The sequence below is a fragment of the Streptomyces sp. So13.3 genome (assembly GCF_005860785.2).
Classification (GTDB): Bacteria; Actinomycetota; Actinomycetes; order Streptomycetales; family Streptomycetaceae; genus Actinacidiphila; species Actinacidiphila fildesensis.
The window spans coordinates 8,894,074-8,920,014 of sequence record NZ_CP048835.1 but is presented as its reverse complement, the minus strand read 5'-3'; the positions used below and the strand labels follow the sequence as shown (position 1 = coordinate 8,920,014).

Below are 25,941 nucleotides of genomic sequence, written 5' to 3'. Positions count from 1 at the left end.
TGACCTGACCAGCGCTTTTGTCCGGGCTTCAGCTCTTCAACAGAGCCCTTTGACGCGCCACTTCAGCCGAGCAGTCGGCAATCCAGTGCCCGCTCGCCGGCTCCGTCTTCCCCGTCGGGCTCTACCCGGTACAGGTTGGCCCCCGCAGTCCGGGTCACCACCTCTGTCAGGAGACCGTCGGTGAAGAGAGCACCCACGCCGTCCTCCAGCGCCCACCCGGCAGGCAGCGCGCCGACTGCCACGGCTGCACGGTAGGAGGGACGGCGGCCCGGTTCGCTGTCATAGTGCGGGCATACCGAGCCGGGCAGCAGGCCCAACCCGTCCGGCAGGAACGTCAGGGGCCCGAAGGAGTCGGTGTGCGAGCCCTCGGCCCAGCAGTTGGCGCCGGCGCTGATACCGCACAGAAGCGTCCCGCGGCCGTAGGCCTCACGCAGCAGCCGGTCCACCCCGTGTGCGCGCCAGACCGCCAGGAGATTCGCGGTGTTGCCGCCGCCGACGTACACGACGTCTTGAGCGAGCAGGAAGGTTCGCAGAGCGTCGTCGTCGAGCTCACGCTGGAACAACGGCAGGACGGAGGGTTCGCACGAGCGTGACCGGAACGCGTCGAGAAAGCGCTCGATGTAGGCGGAGGCGTCCCCGCTGGCCGTGGGGACGAAGCACACCTGTGGCCGAGGGGTACGCGCGTGGCTCAGCACCCAGTCGTCCAACAGCCCGTCGTCGTCGGTGGAGAAGCCGCCCCCGAGGAGGGCCAGACGGCGAGCGGGGACGACGGCCACGGAAGCTACTCCTCAGCAGACGGACAGGCGGGAGAGCAAGTGCCGCGAACGGGCATGCTCGGCGATCAGGGGGCGAGCTTAATGCCGGCGGTGATTGGGAGATGGTCGCTGCCCGTGGCGGGCAGGGTACGGACGTCGGTGACGGTCGCCGAGCGGGTCATGATCTGGTCGATCCGGGAAACGGGGAAGGCAGCAGGCCAGCTGAAGGCGAAGTCCCGGGGCGGCAGATTCATGTGCGCCGTGAGTGGGGCCAACCCGCGATCGTCCACCGTTGCGTTGAGGTCACCCAGCAGGATCACCGTGTTCAGCTTCTCGGCGGCGAGGGCCACGCCCAGCAGCTCGGCGCTTTCGTCCCGATAGGCGGAATCGAAGCCGTTCAGCCGGACGCGGACCGACGGCAGATGGGCGACGTAGACCGCGATCTCGCCCCACGGCGTCCGCACGCTGGACCGCAGCCCCCGGCTCCAGCTCGCGTCGATCCCCTTCGGTTTGATGTCCAACACGCGCACGTCCGTCAGCGGGTACTTCGACCAGAGACCGACGCTGCCTTGGACTGCGTGATAGGCGTATGCGGATGCCAGTGCGCTCTCGTAGCGCGGCAGCGCGGCGGGTGTCAGCTCTTCCAGGGCGATGAGTTCCGGCCGGGCGTCCGTCAGAGCTTTCGCGGTGCCGGCCGGATCGGCGTTCTCGTCGCTGACGTTGTGCTGGAGCACCGTCATGTCGTGTGCGCCGCGCACCCCGGGAAGGAACGGCCCGCCGAACAGCTGTGCCCAGACGGCAATGGGGAGCGACAGGGCCACCAGCGCGGTCGCGGAGCGGCGCAGCAGGGCCAGGAGAAGCAGTATCGGGACGGCCAGGCCGAGCCAGGGCAGGAACGCCTCCAACAGACTTCCCAGGTGGCCGATGGTGTTGGGGACGGCGGCATGGAAGGCCATCAGCCCGGAGACCAGCACGGCAAGCGCTGCGAGAACCCGTCCACGCGCCCAGGAGGACCGGCCCTTGGCATCCTTGTCCCATCGCCACCACCCGGGCCCCACGGTCTGCGATTTCGACGCCACGCTGCCCTTTGCCCGCCTGGTCAGCCAGTGTTTGCCGTCCGTCATGTGCACATCCTGCTCAACCGGTGGAATACGGGTTCGTGGGCCCCTGGGCTCACTGGTCCGGACTCTCCTCAACTACGTCCGGTTCCGACGGCCCGCGGAGCCGGGAAGTCCCAGGACTGCGCGCGCGAGCACCCCGTGCCACGGACGAGTGACGTCGTCGGCTTCCGAGAGCAGCCGGGCGCGCGCTTCGGGATCATGGTTGGGCTGATCACGACGAAGCTCGCCGGTAGATGTCGGAAACGACGGAAGGAAGGCCCAGATGCACGAGGTCCGCCTTTGACCACGATGAATACAACAGACCGAATCCCGTCCGCTTTCCGCTTGACCGGACCAGGACTGTGATCCCGGCGCAGGCCACGCGACCTGCCAAGGACGTACGCGTCGTGGTCGTCGGAGCGGGGTTCTCCGGTATCGGGGCCGCCATCCGGCTGCGCGAGGCCGGGTTCCGCGATGTGGTCATTCTGGAGAAGGCGTCGCAACTCGGCGGCACATGGCGGGAGAACACCTATCCGGGTTGCGCCTGTGATGTGCCCTCGACGCTCTACAGCTACTCGTTCACCCCGGATACCGCGTGGAGCAGGGTCTTCGCCGGGCAGCCGGAGATCCACGCCTACTTACGGACGACGGCCGAGCGGTACGGGCTCGGCGATGCCCTGCGCTGCGGGGTGCATGTGCGGGGCGCCCGGTGGGATGCGGCGGCTGGGCGCTGGCTACTGGAGACGAGCGACGGGCCCTACAGCGCGGCGGTACTGGTCCTGGCCACCGGACCGTGGCACGTACCACGTCACCTGGACGTCCCCGGGATCGAGGACTTCACAGGGCCCGTGCTCCATACCGCCCAGTGGGACCACGGCGTCGACCTGACCGGGCGGCGTGTGGCCGTGGTCGGGAGTGGTGCCTCCGCGGTCCAGGTCGTCCCGGCCATCGCGGGCCGGGCGGCGACCGTGCACCTCTTCCAGCGGACCGCGCAGTGGGTGCTGCCCAAGCCAGACCTTCCGGTACCCGCGGTGTTCAACAGGTTGCTGAACCGCCTACCCGGTGCCCGTGCCACCTTGCGCGCCGGGCAGTACGCACTACAGGAAGGCTTCGGCTATGCCTTCCGTCACCCACCGATCGCCCGCCTCATCGAGTCGGGAGCCCGCGCGCATCTGCGGCTCGCGGTCCGTGACCAGAGCCTGCGCCAGTCGCTCACCCCGGACTACCGGCTGGGCTGCAAGCGTCTTCTGACCTCCAGCACTTTCTACCGCGCCCTGGCCGAGCCGCATGTCCGCCTGCATCCCACCGCTGTGACGGCCGTACGCGGGGACGAGATCGTCGGCGCCGACGGCACCGTGACCAAGGCCGACGTTCTCATCACGGCGACGGGCTTCCGCATCGGTGAACTGCCGCTGGCCCGGAGCCTGTACGGCACGGGCGGCCGGACTCTGCACGAGACCTGGGACGGCGAACCACAAGCGCATCTGGGCACCACCGTCAGCGGCTTCCCCAATCTCTTCCTGCTTCTGGGCCCGAACCTGCTCGGCGGCTCCACCTCCGCGATCACCGTCCTGGAAGCCCAGCTGACGTACCTCACCGCCGCCCTGGCCCACCTCGACCAAAACGGCCACCGAGTCCTGGAGGTCCGGCCGGCCGCGCAGGCCGCACACAACACAGCGGTGCAAGAGGCCTTGCAGACCACCGTGTACAACTCCGGCGGCTGCACCAGCTACTACTTCAGCCCCAGCGGACGGAACACCTTCGCCTGGCCATGGTCCACCGGACGACTCACCCGCCAACTGAGCCGCTTCGACACCGATTCCTACATCTGCCACACCCCAGCCGACCCCACTCCCGTACTCGCCCCTACGGCGCCGCGGCACGACGACCATCCTGCTCCCGCGAAGGGAGAGCGGGCATGACGCCAGAACCCGCCGACGGCGCCGTCCGGTCCCTGCAGCCGCGCTCTCAGCCCCGGCCCAGGGCTGCGCGCCATTCGTCCGCCGGTTCTCACTCCGACGGCGCCGCGGTGATCCGCTTCTCGAACCAGTGGTCGGCGTAGGGCTCGTCGTTGAAGGGGGCGACCTCTTCGAAGCCGCAGGAGTGGTACAGGGCGATCGCGGCGCTGAGTGCCTTGTTGGTGTCCAGGCGCAGGGCGTCGCGGCCGTGCTCGGTGGCTCGGGCCTCCAGTTCGGTCAGGAATCGGCGGCCGAGGCCGAGTCGGCGGGCTTGGGGGGCCACCCACATGCGTTTGATCTCGGCGGGGGCGCCGGGCGGCAGTTTCAGGCCGGCGCAGCCGACGGGGTCGCCGTGCAGCCGGGCGACCAGGAACAGGCCGTACGGTGACTGGAGTTCACCCGCGTCGGGCAGCAGGCTGCGTGCCGGGTCGAAGCCCGTTTCGAAGCGCTCCTGCAATTCGGTGAAGTAGGACCGCAGGCAGTGCTGCGCGTCGGGGTGATCCGGGTCGATGACGGTCAGCGTGACCGTTGCGGCGGTCAGCAGCCGGTCGACCTCGGTCATGGCGGCGACCAGCCGGGCCCGCTGGGTGCTGTTGAGCGGCTCCAGCAGGGAGCCGGCCAGCTCGTCGCTGCGGGAATCGAGCAGGGCGTGCTCCTCGCGGCCCGCGTCGGTGAGCCGGACGGTGCGCACCCGCCTGTCGTGCGGCTGCGGCTCCACCGTCACCAGGCCGTCGGTCTCCAGCGAGCGCAGCAGCCGGCTGACATAGCCGGAGTCGAGCCCGAGGCGCTCCCGCAGCCGCCGGACGTCCTGCCCCTGCTCACCGATCTCCCAGAGGAGCCGGGCCTCGCCGATGGGCCGGTCGCGGCCCAGATAGCGGTCGTGGAGCACGCCCACGCGCTCGGTGACGGTGCGGTTGAACCGCCGCACCTGGTCGATCTGCTCCCCATCCATTCTCTGACTTTAGTCAGAGAACCCGCATGACGTCAGAGCTACCAGACATCGCCGTCGCGCCAGTCGCAGGTGAGTTCCCGCGACAGCTCCAGCGGGACCGTCAGCGGAAGGACGTGGACGCAGCCGTCCTCCGCCGGCGTGGGCACGATCCCGCCGGGCGTCAGCGCCGAGGTCGGCCCCTGCCATCGCTTCCAGCCGCGCGCCACGTAGAAGGCCGCCGCCTCGTCGGTGGCGCCCAGCGCGCCCAGATCGTAGGCGCGACGCGCCACGCGCTCCAGGCCCTGCATGACGGTCGCGCCATGCCCGCGCCCACGGCGGTCCGCGCGCACGCCGACTCCCTCGACGTAGCCGGCGCGCAGCGCCCGACCGCCGTGCAGCAGCCGGCGCTGGACGAGGGAACCGTGCCCGATGAGCTCGGCTCCCTCCCACACCAGGACGTGGACCCCGCCCAGCACGTGCTCCCAGTCGTGGTCCGTCAGGCCGTCGTCGAAGACCTCTTCGAGCAGGGCCCGGGCCGCCCTGAGATCAGCGGCGTCGAGCTCCGCGGTATGGGCGGTTCGCACGTCGGTCACACACTCCATGGTGCAGGAGTCCGCCGTGAAGACGCTCAGCCGCCGCTCAGCACCTCGCGCAGCCGGATCGCGAACCCGTCGGGATCCTCGGCGAACCCGATGTGACCACCGGGGAACATCGTCGGCTCGCCGCCGAGCGCCGAGGCGAGCGCGATCGAGGTGCGCTCGCACAGCTGACCACCCGACTCCTTGCCCAGGCCGACGAGAACACGTGCCGACGTCGAGCGCAGGGCGGCGAGGTCCGGGCGCCACCGGGTGGTCGGGCACAGCATGTGCGCGAACTGGAAGTGGTCGTCCGCGATCTGCTGCGGCTCCCACTCCCCGCCGAACATGTGCTCGAAGACGCCGTCGGGCAGGTTGATGTCGGCCAGCGCCATGAACTTCCTCCATGCACCCGTCACGTCTCCGGACAGGTGGGTGGCGACGATGTCCTCGGTCCGCTCATGGATCTGCTCGCGGTCGTCGAGCAGATCGTTCAGCGGGGGCTCGTGGGCGATGACGGTGTGAACGAGTCCGGGGTGCGCCTGGACGAGGGCGAGGGCGCTGACGGCGCCACCGCTGGAGCCGAGGACCGTGGCCGGGCCGGCGTCGAGGTGGGCCAGGAGCCGGGACAGGTCGTCGGCCCGCATCTCGGGGGTCGAGTCCTGGTCGGGGTCGTCGACCGGGCTGCGGTTGATGCCCCGGGGGTCGGTGGTCAGTACGGTGTGGTCGGCCGCGAGCCGCTCCGCGAGCGGCGCGAACGATCCGGCGTCCATCGGCGCGCCGACCAGCACCACCAGAGGACCCTGGCCTCGTACCTCGTAGTGCAAGTGGGCGTCGGGGACCCGGAGGGTCGCAACGGTGGCGGGAACGGGAGACGTCGGGTTCATTCTGATCCTCCTGGTGCGGGACATGCGGGAAACGTGGTTTCCCCGGTTACGCGAGAGCGTGCGGGGCGACGATGCGTGGGCTCACACAAGGGAGACTCCCCTCCGGCGGGAAACTCGTCGGTCCCGAGCGAACGGCTTTCCATCGAAGGAGCGGCAACTGCGCCCCACCACAACGCAGTGGTGGAATTCCGGGGCTCTTCGTACGTTCCGCTGGAATTCCTCGGACACGTCGGCTGCACGGTCCGTGAGTGGTCGGTCGAGGTGTTGGCCTGGCTCACCGAAGTCATCGGCTGGGCCATGCGGGACGCGGGCTGCGGAGCCCACGGTTTCGTGCGCCTGCGGCGGCGAGCGCCCGCCGAACCGCCTCTCGTGCGCGGTTAGTCGGGGCACCACTGGCCAGTGGCGGCAGGTGCTCCGGCCTACCTGGTCGCGACCGGGTGGTACCGCACGTTCACCGCGGCCGAGGGACCGTCACCGTTGCGCAGTTCGAGGCGGACGGGGACGCCGCCGGGGTTGTCGAAGAGCCGGATCCCGTCGCCGAGCAGCACCGGGGCGACGTGCAGGTCGATCTCGTCGATCAGTCCGCGTTCGAGGAGTTGCCGGCCGATCGTGGGTGAGAAGACCTCGAGGTTCTTGCCGTCGGCGGCCTTCAGCCCGATCCGGACCGCCTCGGCCACATCGCAGGTCAGGAACGTCACGCCATCGGTGGGCTGCGCGTCATCGGGGTGGTGCGTGAGAACGAACACCGGCCCCTGCCACGCGCCGCCGTAGATACCGCTGACGTCGGGGTAGGCATCGAACCCGTCGCGGCCTCCCAGCACGGCGCCGGTCGTCCCGGCGTACTCCTCGACGAGGTCCGGGCGGAACGAGGTCCCGGTCATCCAGTCCATCGAGTGGTTCGGACCCGCCACGAACCCGTCCAACGACATCGTGAAGTGCCAGAGCACCTTGCCTGCGCCGGTCTGCCGTTCCGTGTCCGCGATCTGTGGGGCGTCCGGGCTTCTCGGGGGCTCTGCAGTGGACATGATCGATCCTCTCTTCAGCTCTTCAGCCGGCTCCGTTCGGTGCCGTTCGCCGAACAGCGGAGGGCCCGGCGCAACCGTTACGGGGCGGAGAGGTCAGGCCTCAGGGGCCGCAACAATGCGCCACTGGCCGACCTCCGCGTAGTCGGAGTCGTAGATGGCCGAACCATCGCCGGGGCTCAGGGGGTAATGGTGCAGGTTTCCGCCCCAGTACCGGAGGATGCGGCCCAGCTCGCTCGCGGCATCCTCCGCCAACCGCCCGTCAGCCATGTTCACTTCGAGAAGGAACTTCACGTTCGCCGCCCCTCACCACGGATCCGTTCGGCCCTGCCATCGGACAGAGCCCTGCGGTAGCGATTGTTCCATCGAATCCCCGTCGGAGACTCTGAGTCACCGTTTGCATCCGAACGGGAGAGGTGACTCTGCGTAGCAGCCTCCGGGGACGGGCCCGGGCGGTTCCCCGTTCGGCCTAGTCCTCCTGCTGGCGCTCGGCCGAGGCCGCAGTGTGGGTGTATGAGCGACGATCAGCCGACTCCGCCGCAGCAGCCCACGCCGCCTGAGCAGCCGTGGGGCTCCCCCAAAGGCGCCCAGACGGGGCCTCCCGAGCCTCCCGGGCCTCCCTCAGGGGCCGGATGGCAGCATCGGAACCCTCCTCCCGGAGGGCAGGGCTGGCAGCAGCCGCCCGCCGGGCAGCCGCCGCACAACTACGGGCCGCCCGCCCCGCCGGAGAACAAGAGCAGATTCGGGCGGGGCTGCGTCTTCGGATGCCTGGGAGCGGTCGTCGCCGTCATCGCGCTCGTCGTCGTCCTGATCCTGGTGTTCGCCGGGACCAGCTCCAAGACCGATATCCCTTCAGTGACGAACAGCGACCACCCGCCTGCCGACGACGTCCGGATCACGGCCTGTGACGTGGACTCCACCGTGGGCCTCCCCACGGCCAGGTTGGAGATCACCAACCACTCCTCGAAGAGGTCAAGCTACGTCGTCACCGTGGAGTTCGACAAACCGGACGGCACCCGCGTCTCCGAGGGAATCACCGGCAGCACCAGCGTGGCTTCCGGCCAGAAGGTGCAGACATCCGCGGCGGGCTCGGACCAGGTCAGCGGCACGATCACCTGCAAGGTCACCAACGTCAACCGGTTCGCCAGCTGAGCCACGTGCGGCGTGCCACGTGCCACGTGCGGGTGCGACAAGCCGCCGGCGGGGCTCCCAGCGATGACTTTCGGCGTTCGAGGCAGTCGTACAAGGGTCGGAACGAGCACCCTCGCAGGAGAGGCGAGACATGCGCACACTCGCGATCACCCAGAACATCACCGTCGACGGCTCGATCGAGATGCTCACGAACTGGTTCGACCCACAAGGCCAGGGCCAGATGGACATGGCCGACGTCCTGGAGGAGAGCCACCGGCAGGACCGCCGGGCCGACGCCCTGCTCCTGGGCCGGCAGACGTTCGAGGACTTTCGCGGCTACTGGCCGCGGCTGACCGACGACACCACGGGCATCTCCGACTACCTCAACCAGGTGCAGAAGTACGTCGTGTCCTCCTCCCTCACCGACCCGCAGTGGGAGAACTCGACCGTGCTGGCGGGCGACCCGATCAAGGAGGTGACCGCACTCAAGGCGCAGGAGGGCGGCAAGGACATCGTGCTCACCGGCAGCATCAGCCTGGCCCACTCGCTGATCAACGCGGGCCTTGTCGACGAGTACCGGCTATTCGTCTATCCGACGGTCCAGGGCCGCGGCCGCCGGCTCTTCCCCGAGGGTTACGAAGTCCCGCGACTGAAGCTGCTGGACTCGAAGGCATTTCGCAGCGGAATCACCCTGCAGCGCTACGCTCCGGCCTGAACGGAACCTGAACAGAAAAGGGTCGGGCCCCGGTAGTACCGGGGCCCGACCCTTTTCTGTGGTGTGCCGTGCGACCGCTACCAGCGGTACCAACGGCCGCGGCTACCGGAGGCACCGGAACCGCGCATGACGAAACCGAGCAGCCAGACCACCAGTACGACAACGGCAACCCACCACAGAATCTTCAGTGCGAAACCGGCACCGAAAAGAATCAGGGCGAGCAGTAGAACCAAAAGCAGTGGACCCATGGTTATCAACCTCCTGACCAGCGGATACCCCCGACTGAATCGTTCAGTCACCCGAATTTTCGCTCGTTGCGGCGCAGCGCCTCGGGCTGCGCGGACAGCAGGGTTCTGCTACCGATGGAATCGGAAAGAACGGGCATTGCCGTGGCCGACCTGGGTAGGCGGCCCAGTACCACACCGGCACCGATCTTGGAGGAAACGCATGGGCACCGAAGACAAGGCCGAGAACACCGCGGACAAGGCCAAGGGCAAGATCAAGGAAGCCGCGGGCAAGACCGTCGGCAACGAACGCCTCGAAGCGGAAGGCAAGGCCGACCAGGCCAAGAGCGACGTCAAGCAGGCCGGCGAACACATCAAGGACGCCTTCAAGCACTGACCCACGAGCACCGCACGTCCCGGGGCCGCAGCCGTGAACGGTTGCGGCCCCGTGCGCTGTCCGGACGACCGGGCTACCGGCGGCGACCGCCCAACGGCCACCGCATTCCGCGCGCTGTACTACGCCGGGATCACGTCGGATATCGACGGGAAGGCGTCGGAGGGCGCACGACTGCCCCCAGGCACACTGGAGTCGCGGCTCGGTCCCACTCTGAGCGCGACCGACCGTCCGGAGGACGACTCACCCGGCTACGGCGGCGCCTGAGCCGGCGCCGTACTCCCCCCGCCGGCCCCCGCGATACGGTCGTGACATGGCTGATGTGCGGTTGACTCCACCTTCGTTCCTCGTGCTCGGCATCATCGACAAGCTGGGCGAGGCCAGCCCGTACGACGTGAAGGTCGAGGCGGCCCGCACGGTGGCTCCGTTCTGGTCGATGCCCCATGCGCAGGTGTACGCGCAGTGCGACCGGCTGCTGGGAGCGGGCCTGTTGTCGGAGGTCCGGGACACCAACGCGCGGAACCGACGGGTGATGAAGGTGACGGCGGCCGGTAAGACCGCATTGGAGGAGTGGCTCGCCGACCCGGCCTTCGTACCGGTCGAGGCGCGCGAGCGCGGCATCCTGAAACTGTGGTTCGGCGCCAGACCGGAGGTCATCGCCCCGGTGCAGATCGCCGAGCACCACCGCACGCTCGCCGAGTACGAGGAACTCACCGGGAGCGTGGGCGACTTGCTCACGCGCGGGCAGCGCGAAGCGCTCGAGTTCGGGCTCCGCTACGAGCGCATGATGGTCGATTTCTGGCAGTGGGTGGATCAGCGCGGATCGTGATGCCGGGAAGGTTGACCACGACGGCGGATCGCCTCTACCTTCTCGATAGTCCAAAGAGGACTATCGAGGGTCGCGATCGAGGGAGCCGCCGTGCAGCGTCCGAGGAGCATCCCCTGGGCCCGCGTGGCCACGATCGCCCTCGTGGCCGTCTGCGTGGGCTACGCGCCGATGGCGATGACCGAGCTGTGGCCGTACGCGCGCCCCGGCGCCCCGGCCTTCGGGGAGTGGTTCCTGTCCCGCATGGTGTCCGGGCGCTATGTCGCCGACGCGGTCGCCACACGGGTCGGGCCGTACGGTCGCGTCCTGCTGCCGATGATCATCCACTCCGTCCTCGGCGGCGCGCTGATGCTGCTCGGGCCGGTCCAGTTCCTCACGGCGGTACGGCGGCGCACCCGTCTGCACCGTGCCACCGGGGTGGTGTTCGCGGTGACGGTCTACGTCTCGATGACCGGCGCGGCGATCTACCTGGTCCGTACGGCACCGGCTGACGCGTTCAGCGGGGCGGCGTTCTGGATCGATCTCACCACCATCCTGATCGGCACGGTGATGAGCGTGACGTTCGGCATCTTCGCAGCGGTCGGGAGCTTCCCCGACCTGCACCAACGGTGGATGCTGCTGTGCTACGGCTACCTCATGACCGCGCCGCTGCTGCGCTTCGAGTGGGGCGCGCTCCCCTGGTTCTTCCCGGGCCTGTCCATGGAGGAGATCAACCGGGTGGCGATCATGCATCTCGGTTCCGTGGTGGTGTTCGGAGCGCTGGTCGCGTCACGGGCGATGGACCGGCGGACCTCCGTGACCGGGGTGACCGGGACCTGGGTGCCGACGCCCGTGCTCGTCGCGGCGCATCTCGCCGGCGCGGCCGCGATGGCCTGGATCGTCAGGTTCTACCTGGGCCGGGGCGCGGAAGGACATCGCCTTCTGGCGGCGTACCTGGTGCCGTATGCCGCGGCGTACACGGTCATGTTCGTGCGCCAGCGGAGCGCGGGCCGGAACCGGAGGAACTGGGCGCGTGAGGAGTGGCGCGTACATCTGGTGGGCCTGTGCCTGGCCCCGGCGTTCTCCGTCGCCGCGGCACTGCCCCTGGAGCGCTATCTGGATCTCGACCGGGTGACCGCCCTGTCGGCGGGAGTGGGCATCGGCTGCGGTGTGCTGGCCTTCGCGGCGACCGCCGTGGTCAGTCTGCGCGTCATGTACGGCCGCGAGCTGGTCAAGCGGCAGGGCCTGACCACCGCGCGCAGCACGCGCCAGGTCCCGTCGCCAACCGCGCACACCACCCCGGCCGTCGCACCGCACGCAGCACCGGTCGTCGCACCGCACGTAGCCCGGACCACCCGAGAGACGATCTGAGGGACGATCCGAGACGGAGTGCAGATGACCGAGGCAATGGACCTGTCCGGGACCACGGGTCCCGCTGTCACACCGGCGACGGATTCCGGTGGCCGTGAACTCACTCCGGCCGTAGCGATGCTGGCCGTCGCCGTGGCGATCGTCAGCCTCCTGGTCGGCGCGCTCATGGCTGCGGTCAGCCTCGCCGGCCACGCCTTCGGAGCCTGGAAGTCGCCCGAGGCGCTGACCCCCGGACTGATCGGTGCGGCGATGCTCGGCGTGTCGCCCGGCCTGCTGGCGATCGGCCGGGCCCGCGTCTGGGAGGAGGTCCGTACCCTCGTTCTCCCGCTTGCCGTGGTGCTCGTCGGCCTGCTCGGCGTGAGCCTGGGCAACGCCGGGAACCTCCAGTTGGCGGAAGGCGGCTCCGTGATCCTCGTCCTGTTCAGCCTCGGCTGGATCGTCGTGCTCGGCGTGCTCGCCGCAGCCGCGGTCGCGTGCGTCGGCTGGCAGTACACGAAGCCCGCCCTGCCGCTCAAGGAGCGGGTCACCCCGCTGCCGGGCTGGTCGAAGCCGCTCCTGGCCGTCCTTGGTTCATCATGGCTCGGCATCGGTGCGGGCCTGCTCGCCCGGCCGCGGTTCTGGGCCGACTTCGTTCCGTGGACGGTCAACCGGTCGGACGCGCAGGCACTCGGGGTCTGGGCCCTCGCGCTCGGCATCGGGGTCCTCGGCGCACTGGTCGAGGACGACCTGCACCGACTTCGCCCCGCGCTCCTCGCCGTCCCCGGCGTCGCGCTCGCCGCGGCTGTCGTGCTGGGCGTCCACGCATCCGACGTCGACTGGACATCGGGCCCCGGACTGTCCCTGACCTGCATGATCACCGGACTGCTGCTGACGGGCGCGACCGGAACCCGGCTCCTGTCCGCCGGCCCGGCTTCTCCGAGGGGGACCATCGAGGTGGCCACCGTGGAAGAGAGCGACCGGGGTTGAGCCGGACCGGTCATCGCACCGGATCGGCGCGCCCACCCGCCGGTGGAGGGATCAGTGGGAACGCCGGCGCAGTTCCTCGTTGAGCGCCAACGCCTCGTCGAGCTGGTCCTCGAACGCCACGATGCGGCACGCTGTCTCGATCGTGGTGCCCTGGTCGACGAGCTCGCGGGCCCGGGCGGCGATGCGCAACTGGTAGCGGGAGTAGCGGCGGTGGCCGCCCTCGGACCGCAGTGGGGTGATCAGGCGGGCCTCACCGATCGCCCGCAGGAACGCGGCATTGGTGCCGATCATCTCGGCGGCCCGGCCCATGGTGTAGGCGGGGTAGTCCTCGTCGTCGAACCGGTCCGCTGGGGTCGCGGGCGGCTGCTCGCTCATCACACCTCTTCATGTCTGACGGTCATACGGCCTCCTGGAGAACACATGGAGGGGCCCCGGGAGCCGAACTCGGCTTCCGGGGCCCCAAAGGGCGGTTCAACACCATCTACATCTACCGGCGTCTGTACGCCGGTCCTGCCGTATCCGCACTGCCGCGCCGGGGGAACGCGGGGTGCGGGGATCGTGAATGCCTGACCGGGGACCACCTTCCAATCCGGGGCCTTGCGAGTGCCCACACGAACGCGACGTGTGAGCGATCCTGATGGCGTTGCTGCCGTACCTTCCTGCTCGAATCTGGACATCGGATCCTGCGGAACTGCTGGTACTCCAGAAACTGCGGTCCTGCACGGCGGCTCCTTGTCGAGCCGCCGGACCCGGCAACCAACCCTGCGACCATCCGCGCTCACCGGCCGCCGGATTCCCTTGCCGTGCCCTGCACGCTGAGCGGCAGTTCGTGTCTGCCGCTCCTTGCTGTCTTCTTGGCTACGAGAGGAACATTACCCACACTCGGAATCGAATGTCTACCGCACCCACGATAGATTTTCGTGTTGCCGAGAGTCAGGCATATTGCCCCAGGTCCAGGCCTTTGCGGGCGTCCGCAGGGGTCGGTCAGCCGACGGGGTCGGTGTCCGCGCCGGGCACGGGCTGGATGCGGAAGATCTGGTCCAGGCCGAGGAGACGCAGGATGCGGACGGTGACCGCGGGAACCTCCGTCAGCACGATGTCGGCGCCTTGCTCATGGACCTGGTTGCGGGCGGCGATGAGCGCGGTGATGCCGCTGGAGTCGCAGAAGGTCAGGCCGCCGAAGTCCACGGTCAGCAGCTGACCGGGTTGGAGGGCGATGAGGGCCACGGCGCCGCGGAACCGGCCGGCGCTGTCGTGGTCGAGATCGCCGGCCACCGCCAGGACCGAGCCCGCGGGTGTCCGTTGAGTGGTCAGGTGCAGATCGGTCATCGTGCGCCGCCGGTGTGGGTGTCAGGGGCGGGAATACCGAGGGCGAGCAGGGCGGTGTCGTCGTCCAGACCGTCCCCGAAGCTCTCCAGCAGGCCCGTCATGGCGTTGACGGTCTGCTGCGCGCCGGCCGGCGCCAGGGTCCCGGCGAAGGCGTGCAGGGCTTCCTCACTGTAGCGGGGGCCGTCGGCGGTGCGCGCCTCGGTCAGACCGTCGGTGTAGAGCAGCATCGTGTCGCCCGGGCGCAGGACGGTGGTGGCCGGGGTGAAGTGGGGTCGGGGCATGATGCCGACGAGCATGCCGCCGGGGGTGGGGAGATAGTGCGCGGTGCCATCGGCGCGCAGCAGCAGTGCGGGTGGGTGGCCACCGCTGGCCACCGTGACGTGGAGATCGCCGCCGCGCGGGGTGAGGGTGCCGGCGATGGTGGTGCAGTAGCGGGGATCGTTGCCGGTGTAGCGCTCGAGCAGCGCGGCGTTGAGGGTGTCCAGCGCCTGGGCCGGGTCGCCGGCGTGCAGGGACGCGGCGCGCAGCGTGTAGCGGATCAGCGAGGTGACCGCGGCGGCCTCGGGGCCCTTGCCGCAGACGTCGCCGAGGAAGAAGCCCCATCGGCCGTCGCCGAGTGCGAACAGGTCGTAGAAGTCGCCGCCGAGCTGGTCGGCGGAGGCGGTGTGGTAGTACGCGGCGGCCTCCATGCCCGGCACCTCCGGCAGAGCCGGGGGCAGCAGGCTGTTCTGCAGGATGGCCAGGACCTGGTGCAGGCGCATCCGCTCGGCCTCGGCGACCTCCTGGGCCCGCTCGGCCTCCTTGCGGGCGCGCAGCAACTCCTGCTCGTAGGCGCGGCGGTCGCGGGCGTCGAAGACGGTGGTGCGGATCAGCAGCGGCTGCCCGTCCGTACCGGTCTTGACCACCGAGGTGACGAGGACCGGCAGACGGCTGCCGTCGGCGGCCTTGAGCTCCAGGGCGATTCCGGAGACCTGGCCCTGCATCGCCAGCAGCGGAGCGAAGTGGGTCTCGTGGTACAGCCGGCCGCCCACCGTCAGCAGATCCGAGAAGCGCTTGCGGCCGACCAGTTCGGCGCGGGTGTGGCCGAGCCAGTCCAGCAGCGTCGTGTTCACTTTGGCGATCCGGCCGTCGAGCAGCGTCGACAGGTATCCGCACGGAGCGTTGTCGTACAGGTCCTCGGCGCTGTCCTCCAGCAGCGCCGAGAACTGCGCCCGCTCCGCGTCGTGCACGTCGTCGCCGGACGCGTCCGAGTCCTTGTCCTGCTCCCTGCCCGGCTCCTGGTCCTGGTCCTTGTCGTGGGCGGAGCGGTCGGCGCGGTCGGATTCGCCGTCCGTGGTCCCGCACATCACCGGGCGGCGCCGGCGAACGCCGAGATCTCCCGGGCGGTGGCCTGCGGGGCACTGAGCTGCGGACAGTGCCCGGTCGCCTCCAGCGTCACCAGTCGGCTGCCGGGCACGGCGGCATGCACGAACGCACCGACCTCTCGTGGGGCGATGGCGTCCTGCGCACACTCCAGCACCAGCGTGGGTACGCGGACCGACGCCAGCTCGGAGCGGGAGTCCGACAGGAACGTGGTGCGCGCGAACACCGCGGCCATGCCCGGATCGGTGGCACAGAAGCTGTTGGTCAGTTCCTGCCCGAGCTCGGGCCGGTCCGGGTTGCCCATGATGACCGGCGCCATCGCCGCCGCCCAGCCCAGATAGTTGCTGTCCAACGACTCCAGCAGCTCATCGATGTCCGCGGCGCTGAACCCGCCGACGTAGTCGGTCCGCGGGTCGTCGATGTAGCAGGGCGAGGGCGCGACCATCACCAGCTTGCCGAACCGCTGCGGCTCGCGGGCCGCGGCGACCACCCCGACCATCGCGCTGACCGAGTGCCCCACGAACACCACGTCGGACAGCTCCAGCTCCGAACAGATCTCCAGCACGTCGGTCGCGTAGCCGTCCAGCGAGCCGTAGCGCTGCTGGTCCCAGGCCGTCAGGTCCGAGCGCCCCGAGCCGACGTAGTCGAACAGCACCACCTGGAAGCGCTCGGCCAGCACCGGCACCACCAGATGCCACATGTTCTGGTCGCAGCCGAACCCGTGCGCCAGCATGATCACCGGCGCACCCGTTTGCCCGGTGACCGTCACGTTGTTCCTGCTGACCACGTCCATGCCCAACATCGTCCCACGGAAGGTCACACCGGCAACCGCCGCACGGCCGCACACAGGTCCGCGTACGAGACCGGAGCGTGGTGCGAAGTGCGGCGGTGAACCAGGTGCGGGCGCAGCTGCGCCGGGTGGGTGACGCCGAGGGACGCCAAACCTTGGCGAGGCGAGGCGAGGCGCTGTGTCACGGCGGAACGTCGCTCAGGCGCGGTGGGTGCCGTAGTAGGCCTCGACCTGCTGGTGGTAGCCCGAGTGGCCGGTGTGCTTGTCCTTGTCGAACTCCGGGGCGTTCTTGATCTCGTCCTTGTCGCGGGCGACGTAGATCTTCCGCTCCGCGACATCGATGGACTGGATCGTCCCCGCCGGGAGCAGGACGTGCTTGCCGAAGATCCACACTCCGGTGTCGACCACGATGTATGCGGCGCTGACCTCGTCGGAGTGCTTGTCGACCTTGCCGATGCTGCCGTTGGTCGCCTCGACCTTGAACCCGGTCAGGTCCGTTCCGGCCTGGTGACCCGACGCTGCCTGGTAACCCCACATGCTGTCAGTCACAAAGAGTCCTTCCGTCGTGGTGCGGTGGCGCGAGGGGACCCTTCCGGTCTGTTCGGTGGGTGCCCCTCGAAAGGCGCCTGCCCTGCAACCTCCGGCACACACTCGCCCGATCCGCGGCGGGGCGAGACGGCCCGAGACGCGGCGCACACCCGCGCGGCGAGGTCGCTGGGGCGGCCCGCCGAGTCAGGCGCTGCCGAACCAGGTCTCGGCCAATGAGTCCAGCGTGTCCTCGGGCGGTGCCGGCAGCTCTCGGAAGTACCAGGGCAGGTTGCTGTAGACGTGCGGAAGCGTGTGCGCCATCAGCTCGTGAGGTGAGAAGGTCCGGCCGTAGGCAGCCATGACCCGGCCGAGCAGCCGCGGATCACCGCGCGAGACGAACAGGCCGACGGCGACGAATTCGTAGGCGCGGTCACCGAGCATGGCGGGCTCGAAATCGAAGAGCCCGCTCAGCGTCCACCGGCTCGGATCCACCAGCAGGTGCTCCCGCGTCGCATGACCGCCTCGTCGCCGACAACGGCGTCCCACTCTTCGTCCGTACGCACGGCAGGCAGCATGTACCGGAGCGTAGGGGTCCCTGATCGCCCGCACGAATCGATTTCCCCGGGCCGACGCCGGACCATGCCCTGCTGCTCTCGTGGCCAACAGGCCCTGAACAGAAGGCCGGTGGGAATGCAAGTGGCCGGATGATGGCGGAACCGTGCGCCCCGGATCAGACTGATGTCGCACATCCCCGCCGTCCGCATGTGCCTCGAGGGGCCGGGTGGACGGCGGGCCACCGCAGGACGCAGTCAGGGAGATCGCATGACGGCCCACCCCCGCCGACCTCAGCACCCCGGCCCTCAAGCCGGCGAGATCGTCGGCGGCCGCTACCGCCTGGACGAACTGCTGGGTGCGGGCGGCACCGCGGACGTCTTCCAGGGAACCGACCTGCAACTGCCGCGTGAGGTCGCGGTCAAGGTGTTCAGGCCCGGTGCGACCGCGGTGACAGCGGACGGATTCTGCAAGGAAGCGGTGCTCCTGGGCCAGCTCGCCCACCCTGCCCTCGTCCCTGTCTACGACATGGGACGGCACGAGGGCGGTGCCTACGTGGTGATGCATCTGGTCAAGGGCGTCACGTTGCGCGAACGGTTAACCGACGGCCCCCTCAGCGGCGAGCACGTGGCGCGCCTCGGCGTCCGACTGGCCTCCGCGCTGGCCCATGTACACGCGGCAGGCATCATCCACCGCGACGTGAAACCCTCCAACATCCTGATCGGCCCCGACGACGCCCCGTATCTGGCGGACTTCGGACTCTCCCGTCTCATCGACGAACCCACACGCGCCGAGCCGGGCACGATCGTCGGCACCATCCCATACCTGTCTCCCGAGCAGGTTCTCGGCAAGGCTTCCGGACCCGCCAGTGACATCTACGGCCTGGGCCTGGTCCTGCTCGAAGCCCTCAAGGGCGAGCGGGAGTACCAGGGATCTTCCCCGGAGGTCGGCACCGCCCGACTGCTGCGCCCCCCGGAGATCTCCCGGTGCGTGCCCGAACCGCTGGCGTCCGTCATCGAAGCGATGACCCATGCCGATCCCGGCGCCCGGCCCGACGCCACCCGATGTGCCCAACTGCTCCAGGACGCGGCCGACCCGCCTCCCCTCGACACGGCGGACGCAACCGTCGTCGTGCCGTTGAGTGGCACGGCGCTCCACGGCACGCAATCCAGCTCCGGCCACCCCGCCCCTCCCCCGGGCCGGGCAGGTCTTCCGCGGCGACGGCGCGCTCTGCTCGCCGCGCTGGCAGCCGGTGTTCTCCTGGGCGCCGCCGGAGTCACCCTGTCGGCCCTGGATGATCGAACCGCCACCCCTGACGCGGCCGTCCGGCACCCCACACCCAGCAGCAGCCCTCCTGGCCTGTCGTCACCGTCGCACGGTGCTCCGGCCCCGCCTTCCCCAGCGACGCCCGCCACGGCGCCGGCGCACACCTCACGCCATCCATCGGCTTCATCGCCCCAGGGCCCGGGAGCCTCCACCGCTGCAACCGGCAACGGCCACAAAAATGCCAAGGGGAAGGGCAAGGGGAAATCTCACGGCAAGGATGGCAAATCCTCCGACTAGCACGCGCCTGGCGCGGTCGTTCGGCGGCCCGGCGCAACCGGGCGGCTCCGCCCTGAGGTTTGTCCCGGGCTGCGCGGGTTACGCGAACACCCTCATGACCCGCCGCGCGCGTCGAAGACCGACGCAGATCGAGGGGAGCCGCTCCATGAGCACAACGGTTTCGGACCGTCTGCTCGCCCGACTACGGGAGTGGGGTGTCGAGCAGGTCGGCCGCTACGACGCCAAGCTCGACCACGTCCCGGTGGTGGCCGCCGCCGCCTGGGACGCCGCGCTCACCGCCGATGGCCCCGTGGTGGTGGAGTTCCGCACGGATCCCGCCGTGCCGCCGATCCCGTCGCACGCCACCTGGGAGCAGATGGAGTCGACGGCGGCCGCGATCCTCAAGGGAGACAGCGACCGCGCCGATATGATCAAGCAAGGCGTCAAAGCCAAGATCCAGGAATTCCTCCCCGACAACCGCAAGAAGGCGGGCGAGCACGGATGACCCCACCCGCGGACCGCCCGCCGACACGCCACAACGAGGATCCGGATCAACGCGCCGACCGGCTATGGCTCGAACTGCTGCAGGAGGTGCGGGTCGCCGAGACCGGTGTGCAGATCCTGCTGGGGTTCCTGCTGACGGTGGCCTTCACGCCACGCTTCGCCGACCTGAACGGCTTCGACCGGAACATCTACATCACGACGGTCCTGCTGGGCGCGGCCGCGACGGGCGCTCTCATCGCACCCGTCTCCCTGCACCGCATCGTCGCGGGCCACCGGCTGAAGCCCGAAGCGGTGGTCTGGGGCTCCCGGTTCACCGTGGTCGGGCTGATTCTCCTGCTGGGCACGGTCGCCTCGGCGCTGCTGCTGATTCTGCGCGTGACCGCGTCCGGTACGACCGCCGTGGTGTGGGTGACCGTCATGGTGGCGTGGTTCGCGGTCTGCTGGTTCCTGCCGGCTGCCTGGCTGCGCCACCGGGAGCGGAGCGACTCGAACGGTCCACGAGGACCCGAGGTGGCGCAAGGATCCGAGCGGCCGTCGTAGGACGTGCCAGCAGCCCGTTGCATCCGGTGCCGCGGATCACTGAATGGATCACCGAAGTTGGGGCACGCGTGACCACACGGCATGGAGCGGGTCCGACCGGCGGATCCGCCGCCCGCGACACGCATCGGAGGGAATCCCATGAACTGGCGACACCGTGCGGCCTGTCGTGCAGAGGATCCCGAACTGTTCTTTCCCGTCGGCAGCTCCGGCCCGGCCCTGCTGCAGATCCAGCAGGCGAAGGCGGTGTGCCGCCGCTGTCCGGTGCGGGAGGAGTGCCTGAGCTGGGCCCTCGAGGCCGGTCAGGACGCAGGCGTCTGGGGCGGGCTGAGCGAGGACGAACGACGTGCGGCGAAGCGCAGAGCGGCCCGCGGCCGTGCGATCGCCGCCCGCAAGGCCACGGACTGACCGGCTCGACACCCCCGGCACCCCTCCCGGCTCACCGGTGGGAGCCGATGGGCGCCCGACCGCGCCGTCCGAGAGCAGTGCACCTCCCCCCACGCGGGATACGTCGTCTCTTGCACAGCACGCGCCCCGCACCACGCCTACTCTCGGAAGCACGCCCGCTCACCGGCCACGGAGGTTCCCCATGATCGCGTCCTGGTACGACCTGCAGGGCCCGGCCGCCGACGTCCTCCGGGTCGGTGAGCTGCCCGACCCGCAGCCCGGACCCGGCGAGGTCCGGGTGCGTGTGCACGTGTCGGGCGTGAACCCCGGTGACACCAAGAAGCGCCAGGGCTGGCTCGGCTCGGCGATGCCCTACCCCCGGGTGATCCCGCACAGCGATGCCGCCGGTGTCGTCGATGCCGTCGGCGACGGAGTCGGCACCGTCCGCCGCGGCCAGCGGGTGTGGGTGTACGGCGCGCAGTCCTACCGGCCCTTCGGGACCGCCGCCCAGTACGCGGTCGTCCCGGAGCACTTGGCCGTGCCGCTTCCTGACCACCTCAGCGACGACCTGGGAGCGAGCCTGGGCATCCCCGGGATCACCGCCCACCGGGCCGTGTTCGGCGACGGTCCGGTGGACGGCCGGATCGTCCTCGTGCAGGGCGTCCTCGGGGCCGTCGGCTCGGTGGCCGCCCGGCTGGCTCGCTGGGGCGGTGCGACCGTCATCGGCACCGTAACGCGCGGTAGCGACCTCCCCCACGTCGACCCGGCCGTGGTGTCCCACACCGTCGCGCTGGACGAGGGCGACCCGGCGAAGGCGATCCGCGCCCACGCACCGCAGGGCGTGCATCGCGTCATCGAGGTGGCCCTGTCCGACAACGCCGACCTGGACGCGGCGGTCGTCGCCGACCATGCCGTCATCGCCGCCTACGCCACCCGGACCGACCGGACCGAAGTGCCGTTCTGGCCGCTGCTGTTCGCCAACGTGACGCTGCGCCTGCTCGGCAGCGACGACTTCCCCCTACCCGCCAAGCGGCAGGCCGTCCGCGACCTCACCGCCGCCGCTGCCGTCGGCGCTCTGACGGCGAACGTGAGCTACCGCTACCCGCTGGAGGAGATCGCCAAGGCGCACGACCGCGTCGACGCCGGCGTACGCGGCCGCGTCCTGGTCACCCTCACCGACTGATTCCCCCCTCGCGCGCAGGGCGACCGTCAGGCCACGGAACCGGCGGGCGCTCAGTCGTCGCGGTGCTGTTTCAGCTTCTGCCAGACGGTCTCCAGTGACTGGATGTCGTCGTCGTCCAGGAGGTCGTTGAAGACCTCGGCCAGAGCCTGTCTGCGGGTGGCGTCGGCCGCCGCGAAGGCCTCTCGGCCGGCCGGAGTGAGGGTGATCCGCACCGAGCGGGCGTCGGATGGGGCGGTGCTGCGCTCGATCAGGCCACGGGCCTGCAGCGCGTCCGCGACGCGGGAGACCTGGCTGCGGCTGAGGAGGGTTTTCGCGCCGAGGTCGGACGCGGCCACCGGTTCGCTCTGGCCGTGCAGCCACAGCATCACCTCGAACCACGACAGCGGCAGGTCATGGGCGCGGACGAGGGCGCGGTCGACGCGCGCGGTGAGCGTGGTGCCGGCCCAGACCAGGCCGTAGAAGGCGTGATCCCGGGCGGCCAGATCACCCAGGTTTATGTCGGCTCGTGGCATGGCGCAATCCTACGCGATTTGCGTGCGTGCACACACAGACGTATGGTGTGTGTGCACGCACACTATATCCGGGGGTCATCTCCCGACCCCCGGCAGAGACGAGGCCCGCATGTCCGCCCAGCCCGCCCAGCCCCAGAAGACCGTCCTGATCACCGGCACCTCCTCCGGCATCGGCCTGGCCACCGCCGTGGCCGCGGCTCAGGCCGGATGGCTGACCGTCGCCACGATGCGCGACCCGGGCAAGGCCGACGCCCTGCGCAAGGCGGCCGCCGAGGCCGGAGTCACCGACCGCATCCAGATCAAGCGCCTGGACGTGGTCGACCCCGACTCCGTGGCCGACTGCCTGACCGAGGTCATCGCCGAGCACGGCCGGCTGGACGCGTTGGTCAACAACGCCGGAGCCGGACACGTGGGCACCATCGAACAGGGCACCGTCGCGGACGTCCGCGGGACGATGGAAGTGAACTTCTTCGGCGTCGTGGAGGTCACCCGGGCCGCGCTGCCCCACCTGCGGGCATCCCAGGGACGGGTGCTGACCGTCACCAGCGTCGGCGGCGTGGTCGGGCAGCCGTTCAACGAGGCCTACTGCGCTGCCAAGTTCGCGGTCGAAGGCTTCATGGAGTCCCTCGCCCCGGTGGCAGCCACCGTCGGCGTCTCGGTGACCGTGATCGAACCAGGCGCCGTGGCCAGCGAGTTCGTTGCCAGCCAGAGCCTCGGCGTCCCGGCGCTGACCGCGGCAGCCGGACCGTACGGACCCGCCCTCCAGGCCTACATCGACCGGACCATGAAAGCCTTCGGCTCCGCGCAGACCCCGGCCCAGGCCGCCGCACCGATCATCGACGCCCTCACGGCGGACCGGCCGGCGTTCCGCGTCCAGACCTCCGACCGGGCCCGCGACTTCGTCGGCACCAAGCTCGCCGACCTCGACGGCTCCACCATCCAGAGCCTCACCGGCACCTGGGTGACCGGCTGACCCGGACGTCCCCGGTTCCACCGCGTCGACCGGCTGCGGAACGCTGGTCTCCGCCCCCCGGTGGCTGGTCCGATCAGTAGTCCTTCAGGACGAGGCCATTGACCACCTGGCCGAAGTCCTGGACCTCGATATCGGCGATGGCCTCACCTTGAGCAGCACCCGTCTCGGCCGCGATGCGGGCCTTGTTGGTGAGGGCGAGCTGCTGGTTCTCCGCCACGTAGCCGCGCAGGGCGTCCTGATAGGCGGGGTAGGCAATCCGGTGGTCACCGTGGGCGGCCTTCAGTTCGCCAGCCAGCACGTAGGCACCGACCATGGCCATGCTGGTGCCCTGCCCCGACATGGGCGAACCGCAGTAACCGGCGTCACCGACCAGGACCACCCGCCCGCGCCACCACTGGTCCAGGTGGATCTGGCTCATCGAGTCGAAGTGGAAGTCGGGCGCGTCCCACATGTACTGCAGTGCACGGGGAAACTCCCAGCCGACATCGGACAGACGGTCGTGGACCAGCTTCTTCTGCGCCTCGGTGTCGCGGTAGTCGTAGTCGACAGGTTCCGGTGCCTCGAATCCCGCGAAGACCCGGATCTCGGCGTTGCCGCGGGCGGTCATGATCGCACCGCCTGCGGTGCCGCCCTGGTGCCAGACCTGCCAGCGGTCCAGCTCGAGGTAGTTGGGGGCGGTGAAGACCGACAGGTAGGTGCCGAGGTGGGTGATGTACTCGGACTCCGGGCCGAAGGCCAGCCGCCGGGTGTTGGAGTGCAGCCCGTCGGCGCCCACCACCAGGTCGAAGGTGCGCGGATCGGCGTTCTCAAAGGTGACGTGGACCCCTTGCGCGTCCTGGGCAAGGGCGACGATGGAGTCGTCGAAGAGATACTCGACGCGGTCGGCGGCGGCCCGGAAGAGCACCTGGCACAGGTCGTCGCGGAGGATCTCGACATCCGGGGTGGCGAATTCACCGCCGCTGATGGTGCCTTCCGTACTGCGGTAGAGCTCCTTACCGGTGGCGTCGACCATCGACATGCCTCGCATGTCGGTGGCCAGGCTCCGCAGCTCGTCCAGCACGCCCATCCGCTCGGCGACTTCCAGCGCCGGGCCGCGCACATCGATCGCCTGACCGCCCGGTCGAAAGGCAGGGGCGCGTTCCACGACGGTGACCTCGAAGCCGTACTCGGCCAGCCAGTAGGCGAGAGCCGGTCCGCCGATGCTGGCACCGGAGATGAGGACGGTGCTGCTCTGCATGGTGTGCTCCTTGCGAGTGCCGCTCGGGCCGATCCCGTGCGCTGCTCAGAGACTCCCTGGGGCCGCGCACCGCGCGCTGACCGCTCGCTGACCATGGGTGGACGGACCTGGTGCGACTGGCTGGGCCACCGGCCTCATGAGGCCGGGCGACCCGCGCCGCAACGCGTAGGCGCCGTGCCGAAGCCGGCACGGCGCCTACAACGGATCCGCAGGATTCCGGTTACTTCGTGTCGCCGAAATTCCAGACGGCGCGGGGGCCGGGGCCGACGGTGAGCGTCGAGTGGCCGAGCCGCTCCTCGTGCCGGTACAGGACGGACCGGTTGAGCGACATCTCGACCTGGCGCAGACCCACCTTGTCGCGGGCGACAGCGTCGAGTCGGATCGTGGTGCCGCCGCCCTGCGCAACGACGCCGCCTGCCACGGAGTGCACGCGGAACCCGCCGGCCTTCAGCAACGGCACCGTACTGGCAAGGTCGCGTTCGGTGACCGCGAGACGGACCAGGGTCACATCGCGCATCAGATGGCTGCGGTAGTCGTCGGACAGGTACCGCTCCCGGCCGACGTCACCGGGGTAGCTGGCCGGCTCGGTCTTGCTGCGCGGGTCGGCGAAGTACTCCGGCAGGTACTCCATCCCCCAGGCGCCGAAAGTGTCGTACTGGTCGGTGGTGAACACCGCGTCGAACCACGGCACCGGCACGCCGGCGCCGAAGTCTCGCGTCTGGCGGAACCCGATCGGGTTGGGGGTCCCCTGATCCCGCAAGCGCTGGGTCACCGTCGCCAGGTCGCCGGCCCGCTCTGCTGAGACCCCCATCCCGGCGGAACCGAGAACAAAGTCCTGGCCGGGCAGATCGCCGATCCCGAACAGTTCGAGGTAGGTCTGGCGGCCCATCAGATAACGACCGGTCCAGGTCTCGCCGCCGGTACCCGTCGTGGTGCGGACCTGGAAGTTGGCGAAGTTCCGCAGGTATTCGGAGTGCTCGATGGCATCGGCCGTCTCGCGGTCGAACACGCCGTAGGCATGGTTGTAGAACAGCAACTGCCGATCGGACGACGTCCGGCTCTCCCCGGCCCACGCGGTCCCCACACCCCCCTGAACCACTCCGGTGAGAACCACAGCAAGAACCATGACCATGCGCAGCATTCGGCGAAGCAGCATGTAAATGATCGTAGGACGCAGGGGACCGCATTGGCTGCCGGTTCGAGCAAAGGCAGACCGCCATCGCGGAATCCGGCACAGGCCGCGGCATCGCCGTCCGGTGTCACCGCGGCCCCGCTCAGCGGTGGCCGGGCGAGTTCCGCCAGGGGATCCCGCCCGGCCACGGGTGCGACGGGAGACCTGCCACAAGGGGCCGTCGATCAGGCGCTGCGTGTGGTCTTACGGCGGCAGGTGATGATCACGGCGCCGACGCCGAGCGCGAGCACGGTGGCTCCACCGGCAGCCGTCCAGGTCATCCCGTTGCCGCCACCGGATTCGGCGAGGCTGTCACCGGAATGGCTGCCGTCCGCTGACAGGCCGCTGTCCGCTGACGGGCCGCCGGACGACGCGGGCGTCTGTTCACCGGCCTTGCCCGCCTTGATGTAGAGCCGCGCAATGTTGTTCTCGTAGTCGGCGGTCGGATCCTCACGCGTGACGGCGACCATACCGGCGTACTGTCCGGAGAATGCCAGGAC

At 69.8% G+C, this 25,941-nt stretch carries 30 protein-coding genes and 2 pseudogenes; 14 read left to right on the top strand and 18 right to left on the bottom strand.

The features are described from left to right. Positions 1-62: 62 nt before the first annotated feature. Positions 63-776: a peptidase E gene (locus C8250_RS39810; protein ID WP_138355423.1), complete on the bottom strand. Its 714-nt coding sequence runs from the start codon at positions 774-776 to the stop codon at positions 63-65. A 65-nt stretch (positions 777-841) separates the two neighbouring features. Then, on the bottom strand, positions 842-1,711 hold the full coding sequence (locus C8250_RS39805; RefSeq protein ID WP_232485973.1) for an endonuclease/exonuclease/phosphatase family protein: 870 nt from the start codon (positions 1,709-1,711) through the stop codon (positions 842-844). 506 nt (positions 1,712-2,217) lie between these two features. On the opposite strand from C8250_RS39805, the gene C8250_RS39800 reads away from it, so the two are divergent. Beyond that, positions 2,218-3,777, top strand: a complete 1,560-nt coding sequence (locus C8250_RS39800; protein ID WP_244809690.1) for an NAD(P)/FAD-dependent oxidoreductase — start codon at positions 2,218-2,220, stop codon at positions 3,775-3,777. Between the two features lie 88 nt (positions 3,778-3,865). Here the strand turns inward: C8250_RS39800 and C8250_RS39795 are convergent, their stop codons facing one another. From C8250_RS39795 to C8250_RS39785, 3 genes are read right to left on the bottom strand one after another with little or no spacing between them, the layout of a single operon-like run. Continuing rightward, positions 3,866-4,765, bottom strand: coding sequence for a helix-turn-helix domain-containing GNAT family N-acetyltransferase (locus C8250_RS39795; protein WP_138355420.1), 900 nt, complete (start codon positions 4,763-4,765; stop codon positions 3,866-3,868). Positions 4,766-4,803: 38 nt separating this feature from the next. Then, the gene (locus tag C8250_RS39790; RefSeq protein ID WP_187145172.1) at positions 4,804-5,346 is read right to left on the bottom strand and encodes a GNAT family N-acetyltransferase; all 543 of its coding nucleotides are present in this window, start codon (positions 5,344-5,346) and stop codon (positions 4,804-4,806) included. A gap of 26 nt (positions 5,347-5,372) precedes the next feature. Beyond that, positions 5,373-6,206: an alpha/beta hydrolase gene (locus C8250_RS39785; protein WP_138355418.1), complete on the bottom strand. Its 834-nt coding sequence runs from the start codon at positions 6,204-6,206 to the stop codon at positions 5,373-5,375. A gap of 177 nt (positions 6,207-6,383) precedes the next feature. On the opposite strand from C8250_RS39785, the gene C8250_RS39780 reads away from it, so the two are divergent. Further along, on the top strand, positions 6,384-6,587 hold the full coding sequence (locus C8250_RS39780; RefSeq protein WP_138355417.1) for a hypothetical protein: 204 nt from the start codon (positions 6,384-6,386) through the stop codon (positions 6,585-6,587). Positions 6,588-6,625: 38 nt separating this feature from the next. Here C8250_RS39780 and C8250_RS39775 read toward each other — a convergent pair whose 3' ends face one another. Next, positions 6,626-7,231: a dihydrofolate reductase family protein gene (locus C8250_RS39775; protein WP_138355416.1), complete on the bottom strand. Its 606-nt coding sequence runs from the start codon at positions 7,229-7,231 to the stop codon at positions 6,626-6,628. Positions 7,232-7,324: 93 nt separating this feature from the next. Next, positions 7,325-7,522, bottom strand: a complete 198-nt coding sequence (locus C8250_RS39770) for a hypothetical protein (protein WP_138355415.1) — start codon at positions 7,520-7,522, stop codon at positions 7,325-7,327. 219 nt (positions 7,523-7,741) lie between these two features. Between C8250_RS39770 and C8250_RS39765 the strand changes: the two genes are divergently transcribed. Both C8250_RS39765 and C8250_RS39760 read left to right on the top strand, forming a co-directional pair. Continuing rightward, entirely contained in the window at positions 7,742-8,380 is a 639-nt protein-coding gene (locus tag C8250_RS39765) for a hypothetical protein (protein WP_138355414.1), read from the top strand. Between the two features lie 130 nt (positions 8,381-8,510). After that, positions 8,511-9,074 carry a dihydrofolate reductase family protein gene (locus C8250_RS39760; protein ID WP_138355413.1) on the top strand — a complete coding sequence of 188 codons (564 nt, stop codon included), beginning with the start codon at positions 8,511-8,513 and terminating at the stop codon, positions 9,072-9,074. Positions 9,075-9,151: 77 nt separating this feature from the next. Here C8250_RS39760 and C8250_RS39755 read toward each other — a convergent pair whose 3' ends face one another. After that, positions 9,152-9,322, bottom strand: a complete 171-nt coding sequence (locus tag C8250_RS39755) for a hydrophobic protein (protein WP_187145171.1) — start codon at positions 9,320-9,322, stop codon at positions 9,152-9,154. A 199-nt stretch (positions 9,323-9,521) separates the two neighbouring features. Here C8250_RS39755 and C8250_RS39750 point away from each other — a divergent pair, with 199 nt between their 5' ends. The 4 genes from C8250_RS39750 to C8250_RS39735 all read left to right on the top strand — a co-directional run bounded on the left by C8250_RS39750 (position 9,522) and on the right by C8250_RS39735 (position 12,834). Then, complete coding sequence (locus C8250_RS39750) at positions 9,522-9,695, top strand: CsbD family protein (RefSeq protein ID WP_138355412.1); 174 nt, start codon at positions 9,522-9,524, stop codon at positions 9,693-9,695. 346 nt (positions 9,696-10,041) lie between these two features. Then, positions 10,042-10,521: a helix-turn-helix transcriptional regulator gene (locus C8250_RS39745; protein WP_244809688.1), complete on the top strand. Its 480-nt coding sequence runs from the start codon at positions 10,042-10,044 to the stop codon at positions 10,519-10,521. Between the two features lie 90 nt (positions 10,522-10,611). After that, positions 10,612-11,868, top strand: a complete 1,257-nt coding sequence (locus C8250_RS39740) for a DUF2306 domain-containing protein (RefSeq protein ID WP_244809686.1) — start codon at positions 10,612-10,614, stop codon at positions 11,866-11,868. A gap of 24 nt (positions 11,869-11,892) precedes the next feature. Continuing rightward, positions 11,893-12,834 (top strand): hypothetical protein, encoded by a 942-nt coding sequence (locus tag C8250_RS39735; RefSeq protein WP_138355410.1) that lies wholly within the window; start codon positions 11,893-11,895, stop codon positions 12,832-12,834. 51 nt (positions 12,835-12,885) lie between these two features. Here the strand turns inward: C8250_RS39735 and C8250_RS39730 are convergent, their stop codons facing one another. The 6 genes and pseudogenes from C8250_RS39730 to C8250_RS44150 form a co-directional block, all read right to left on the bottom strand. Beyond that, positions 12,886-13,209, bottom strand: a complete 324-nt coding sequence (locus C8250_RS39730) for a MerR family transcriptional regulator (protein WP_138355409.1) — start codon at positions 13,207-13,209, stop codon at positions 12,886-12,888. 609 nt (positions 13,210-13,818) lie between these two features. Further along, positions 13,819-14,163: an STAS domain-containing protein gene (locus tag C8250_RS39725; protein WP_138355408.1), complete on the bottom strand. Its 345-nt coding sequence runs from the start codon at positions 14,161-14,163 to the stop codon at positions 13,819-13,821. Further along, positions 14,160-15,509, bottom strand: a complete 1,350-nt coding sequence (locus tag C8250_RS39720) for a SpoIIE family protein phosphatase (protein WP_138355407.1) — start codon at positions 15,507-15,509, stop codon at positions 14,160-14,162. The genes C8250_RS39725 and C8250_RS39720 overlap by 4 nt, the downstream gene beginning before the upstream one ends. Continuing rightward, positions 15,509-16,318 carry an alpha/beta hydrolase gene (locus C8250_RS39715; RefSeq protein ID WP_138355406.1) on the bottom strand — a complete coding sequence of 270 codons (810 nt, stop codon included), beginning with the start codon at positions 16,316-16,318 and terminating at the stop codon, positions 15,509-15,511. The genes C8250_RS39720 and C8250_RS39715 overlap by 1 nt, the downstream gene beginning before the upstream one ends. A gap of 195 nt (positions 16,319-16,513) precedes the next feature. Next, entirely contained in the window at positions 16,514-16,864 is a 351-nt protein-coding gene (locus C8250_RS39710) for a PRC-barrel domain-containing protein (RefSeq protein ID WP_138355405.1), read from the bottom strand. 183 nt (positions 16,865-17,047) lie between these two features. Further along, positions 17,048-17,350: pseudogene (locus C8250_RS44150) on the bottom strand (phosphotransferase); the annotation flags it as partial. Positions 17,351-17,665: 315 nt separating this feature from the next. Between C8250_RS44150 and C8250_RS44145 the strand changes: the two are divergent. From C8250_RS44145 to C8250_RS39685, 5 genes and pseudogenes are all read left to right on the top strand, one after another. Continuing rightward, positions 17,666-18,958, top strand: a complete 1,293-nt coding sequence (locus C8250_RS44145; protein WP_232485959.1) for a serine/threonine-protein kinase — start codon at positions 17,666-17,668, stop codon at positions 18,956-18,958. 253 nt (positions 18,959-19,211) lie between these two features. Then, a pseudogene (locus tag C8250_RS39700) lies at positions 19,212-19,442 on the top strand (thiamine pyrophosphate-requiring protein); the annotation flags it as partial. Further along, complete coding sequence (locus C8250_RS39695) at positions 19,439-19,981, top strand: DUF6328 family protein (protein WP_232485960.1); 543 nt, start codon at positions 19,439-19,441, stop codon at positions 19,979-19,981. The pseudogene C8250_RS39700 and the gene C8250_RS39695, both read left to right, overlap by 4 nt. A gap of 138 nt (positions 19,982-20,119) precedes the next feature. Continuing rightward, a complete protein-coding gene (locus C8250_RS39690; RefSeq protein ID WP_138355402.1) occupies positions 20,120-20,386 on the top strand; it encodes a WhiB family transcriptional regulator in 267 nt (88 codons plus the stop codon). 181 nt (positions 20,387-20,567) lie between these two features. Beyond that, positions 20,568-21,548 (top strand): NADPH:quinone reductase, encoded by a 981-nt coding sequence (locus C8250_RS39685; RefSeq protein WP_138355401.1) that lies wholly within the window; start codon positions 20,568-20,570, stop codon positions 21,546-21,548. Positions 21,549-21,598: 50 nt separating this feature from the next. On the opposite strand, the gene C8250_RS39680 is transcribed toward C8250_RS39685, so the two are convergent. Next, positions 21,599-22,060 carry a MarR family transcriptional regulator gene (locus C8250_RS39680; protein WP_138355400.1) on the bottom strand — a complete coding sequence of 154 codons (462 nt, stop codon included), beginning with the start codon at positions 22,058-22,060 and terminating at the stop codon, positions 21,599-21,601. Positions 22,061-22,169: 109 nt separating this feature from the next. Here C8250_RS39680 and C8250_RS39675 point away from each other — a divergent pair, with 109 nt between their 5' ends. Beyond that, a complete protein-coding gene (locus C8250_RS39675) occupies positions 22,170-23,033 on the top strand; it encodes an SDR family NAD(P)-dependent oxidoreductase (protein WP_138355399.1) in 864 nt (287 codons plus the stop codon). Between the two features lie 73 nt (positions 23,034-23,106). On the opposite strand, the gene C8250_RS39670 is transcribed toward C8250_RS39675, so the two are convergent. From C8250_RS39670 to C8250_RS39660, 3 genes are all read right to left on the bottom strand, one after another. Next, a complete protein-coding gene (locus C8250_RS39670) occupies positions 23,107-24,270 on the bottom strand; it encodes an FAD-dependent monooxygenase (RefSeq protein WP_138355398.1) in 1,164 nt (387 codons plus the stop codon). Between the two features lie 220 nt (positions 24,271-24,490). After that, a complete protein-coding gene (locus tag C8250_RS39665) occupies positions 24,491-25,402 on the bottom strand; it encodes a DUF5829 family protein (RefSeq protein WP_138355448.1) in 912 nt (303 codons plus the stop codon). A gap of 224 nt (positions 25,403-25,626) precedes the next feature. After that, entirely contained in the window at positions 25,627-25,911 is a 285-nt protein-coding gene (locus tag C8250_RS39660) for a hypothetical protein (protein WP_138355397.1), read from the bottom strand. Between the last annotated feature and the right edge of the window lie 30 nt (positions 25,912-25,941).